The 3,300-nt window shown below is 54.7% G+C and carries 4 protein-coding genes; all 4 read right to left on the bottom strand.

Features of this window, described 5'->3' with window-relative positions; translation table 11 throughout:
- Positions 1 to 577: glycerol-3-phosphate acyltransferase (locus IJT02_06895; GenBank protein ID MBQ7544655.1), on the bottom strand; the 577-nt coding region annotated here is incomplete at its 3' end.
- A gap of 29 nt (positions 578 to 606) precedes the next feature.
- Positions 607 to 1,683 carry a RelA/SpoT domain-containing protein gene (locus tag IJT02_06890; protein ID MBQ7544654.1) on the bottom strand — a complete coding sequence of 359 codons (1,077 nt, stop codon included), beginning with the start codon at positions 1,681 to 1,683 and terminating at the stop codon, positions 607 to 609.
- A 12-nt stretch (positions 1,684 to 1,695) separates the two neighbouring features.
- The gene (gene csaB, locus IJT02_06885; protein MBQ7544653.1) at positions 1,696 to 2,649 is read right to left on the bottom strand and encodes a polysaccharide pyruvyl transferase CsaB; all 954 of its coding nucleotides are present in this window, start codon (positions 2,647 to 2,649) and stop codon (positions 1,696 to 1,698) included.
- 14 nt (positions 2,650 to 2,663) lie between these two features.
- A partial coding sequence (locus IJT02_06880; protein ID MBQ7544652.1) for a hypothetical protein occupies positions 2,664 to 3,300 on the bottom strand: 637 nt, incomplete at its 5' end.

Here is a 3,300-nt window from a genome sequence, read left to right as displayed (position 1 = left end):
GCCGGAACACACACAATCCCGCAAGTATCGCCGAGATAATAATATACTCCTTCGGCGCGCTGAGCATAGCAAATCCCACAGGCATAGCACACAGCGACAGCATTGACGCTACCGACACGTATCGGGTAGTCTTCATGATGATGTACCACAACGCTCCGCACAACAGCACCACCGCAAATGACTCGTACGGCCAGATGAAGAACAGCGTTCCGTAAGTCGTAGCAATCCCTTTCCCGCCCTTGAAGCCAAGCCACACTGGATAGTTATGGCCGATCACTACAGCAAGAGCTGCAACCGCCATGATGGTATTCTGCTCCTCCGCAGGCACAAGATGCACCGCTAGCAGCAGCGCAAACGCTCCCTTGAGCATGTCGACAATCGCAGTGAAGCGTGCCCACCCGAAGCCCATTGCTCTGCCGACGTTAGTCGCGCCTATTGCTCCAGAACCGATAGTCCTGATGTCTAGGTGGTCGCGCTTGCCGTTTTCGTCCTTGTGGAAAAGTTTTGTGATGACGTAGCCGGTTGGGAATGAGCCGATAAGATACGAGGCCGCCGCCCATAATATGATAGTCCGCATTGTATTTCTCCCCTCTGAAAATTTGTTGCCTAGTCGTGGCCGCTAATCCTGTCAGAGCCTTTCTTAATGTTCAGCTTCACTAAATCCTTGTCCTTGAGGTCGTCCCATCGGAAATTCAGCACCAGCAGGAACAGTGCAGAAAACGGGTCTACCCTCCAGTTCGCATTTTCCCTGAAGGTGTCGTGAATAGTCTTGAGCTGCTGAAGGCCTTTGCTGTTGTCCTCCATGTCAGCAATGAACTTCCGAACGTCCGAGAGTGTATCAATCCCTGCTGCCCGCAGAATCCCGCAAAGGTGCGCGAAACTCTCCCGCAAGTAGTCAGCGTCAGGAGTGAACTCCGGGAAACCTGCTTCCTGAGCAATCGCGTTCCACCGGCCAAGCAGAGACTCATCATCTCGGAACAGCATGTATAGTTCTTCGTCAGTGAAGAGTTTTTCTGCTTCGGGGGCTTCCTGCTGAGCGGCAGGCCTGTTCTTTGAGGGAGGCACTAACAGAGCTTCGTCCTTGATGACTCTACGGAGAGATAGGAATCCTTCATCCGCCTTCTCCAACAATGACGAGAGCAGGACAAGTTCACGGGTTAATTTCTTCTCGGACAGACTCCCGACAGTCTGATTAACGCGCGGGAAAATCGTAGCCCATGCTTCTTGCAGGAGTGTGCGCAGTTCAAGCCTAAAGCTGAGAGTCTTATACTTCGCCCATTCACGCAAACGCGAGCGAGAGTCCGACAGCGCAAGTATGTACACTACTGCGGGATAGCCGAATCTGTAGGGGTCTTCAAGCTGGCTCGATGGCACGGATCGTTCTGCGTCAATCTGAAATTCTGACTTGACCAGCTCCTCAACCTTGAGGACATCTTCAGGAAAACGCAGCAACACTCTCACCCTCACGAGATCTACTCCCGCTAAATCTTTCTCCTCAAGCGTGGAGAGTATCCGCAAAAGCTCGGCGGGCTTCTCCGCCCAGCCCTCGATCGCGTAAAACTCCACACCCTCAAGTTCTACGAGATCCTGTATGAGGTTGCGAATACGTGCAGCAAATTCTTCATAGAGCTTGAGACTCTCTACATATCGTAATCCGATTTCGTTAATTCTGCGTTTGTCCATGTGCAAATTCTATCATAGTGCCAACATTTCACGGCATAACGCGTCAATCTCGCCCGCACATTCCGGCACAGGAATGGGCATCACCGGTTCACGCCACGCGTCGACGATGCAGGGTACTCCTGACTGTTCGGCAAAGGCAGTAACTTTCGGGTCATAGGGCATAACTGCGAGGGGAGTCCTGAAGAGCCGCGACAAGACTCCGAAGTGCAGGCGCATTCCCACAGCGCACGACGCTCCCGCCCAAAGTTCTGCGGCATCGTTGAACGTTCTGACCCTCACGATCTCGCGCAGGCTAAGCCCAGCTAACGCATCTATGTCCTCGTCGGATAGAGCTGCTCCGAGAACGTTACGGCCTTCAAGCTCCGGCGCAATGACCTTCACGAACGAGTCCAGTTCCGCACTTGGCCGGAGGTTCACGAGCACACAACCCCCGTCTTTGCGTGAGGGTACTGCACCGGCCTTCAGGGTCAGCACCAAATCACAGCCCTTGATGACGTTACTGCACCCAAGAGACTCCGCTAGCCTGTACGAGTTCTCATCACGGACATGCACAGCCTTGCAGAGCCTCAGCGCGTCGCCCGCAAGCCTTCTCGACACTCTAGACCTAAGCGGCCCGATGGACTGGCCAAGTGCCCACACTCTACAGCCGAGAAACTTCGCGAGCCTCACGATTCCCCAATACCACACGCAGGACTTCACGCTAGTCTTGTCCTGAAAGAGTCCCCCTCCGCCGAGAAGAAGTGTCTGACTCTGCCGCAGAGCCTTCGCGACTTCGCGGAACTTCCAGCGCTTCACGGAAGCAACACCAAAGCTCCGGGAAGTCTCGTCGGGATTGTGCGATAAAACGACGACATCACCACGACTAACCCCGCAGCGCGTGAACATGTCGAGGCACGCAGTTAGCAGCAATTCATCACCGAGATTCCCGAAACCGTAATAGCCGAGAATTGCAGCCTTGTACTTCATGGCGTTTACGCGCGTCAGCTTACGAGGGGACGGATGAGCCGCAGGAACGGGATCACCACGAACTTCACCACAAGCACAAGCACCGCACCAACTATTAACCCAGTCCAGAGTCCGTTAAACTCACGCAGAAGAATCAGCGTCAGGGGTGTGTGGAAGTGGCAGAAGCTGTTGACAATAGACGAGAATCCTGCAGAAGCCGCAAGCCGGAGAAGTTCCCTGTACTGTTTCAGCAAGTCGTGTTTCACGAGGAAGCCCAGCAGCAGCACTGACGGCCAGCCCGCAAGGACTTCCTTAGTTCTTGGCCGGGCAACTAGGACATGTTCAAGGAATACGCGTAATCTTGCCTCGAACGGCGGAGTGTAGGCTACGTTCCCGCTCCTGAAGACCATTAAGGCGACTCCCGCAAGAAGAAGCATCATCAGGAGCAATTCTCCCCACACTGGCGGCCTGTTCAGGAACTCGACCAGCGATTCAGGGTGTACGCGCCTCTTCAGGTCATGCAGGAGCACTAACACGGGAGGCAGCACAAGAGTCAGCCTCACGCCGGAGAACGTCGACAGCCGAAGCATGTAGTTCGTCGTGCTGAAGAACGACGCGAGCGCAAGCCCCCCGCACACTGCGAACGCGAACGACAGAATCACGCGTCCCTTC

Source organism: Synergistaceae bacterium (assembly GCA_017450125.1).
In the GTDB taxonomy this organism is placed as follows: domain Bacteria; phylum Synergistota; class Synergistia; order Synergistales; family Aminobacteriaceae; genus JAFUXM01.
This window is presented reverse-complemented; position numbering and strand designations above follow the sequence as displayed.

Bases quoted from the DNA above. Each gene is read 5' to 3' on its own strand.
- IJT02_06890 (MBQ7544654.1), bottom strand. From the start codon at position 1,683: ATGGACAAACGCAGAATTAACGAAATCGGATTACGATATGTAGAGAGT.
- csaB (MBQ7544653.1), bottom strand. From the start codon at position 2,649: ATGAAGTACAAGGCTGCAATTCTCGGCTATTACGGTTTCGGGAATCTC.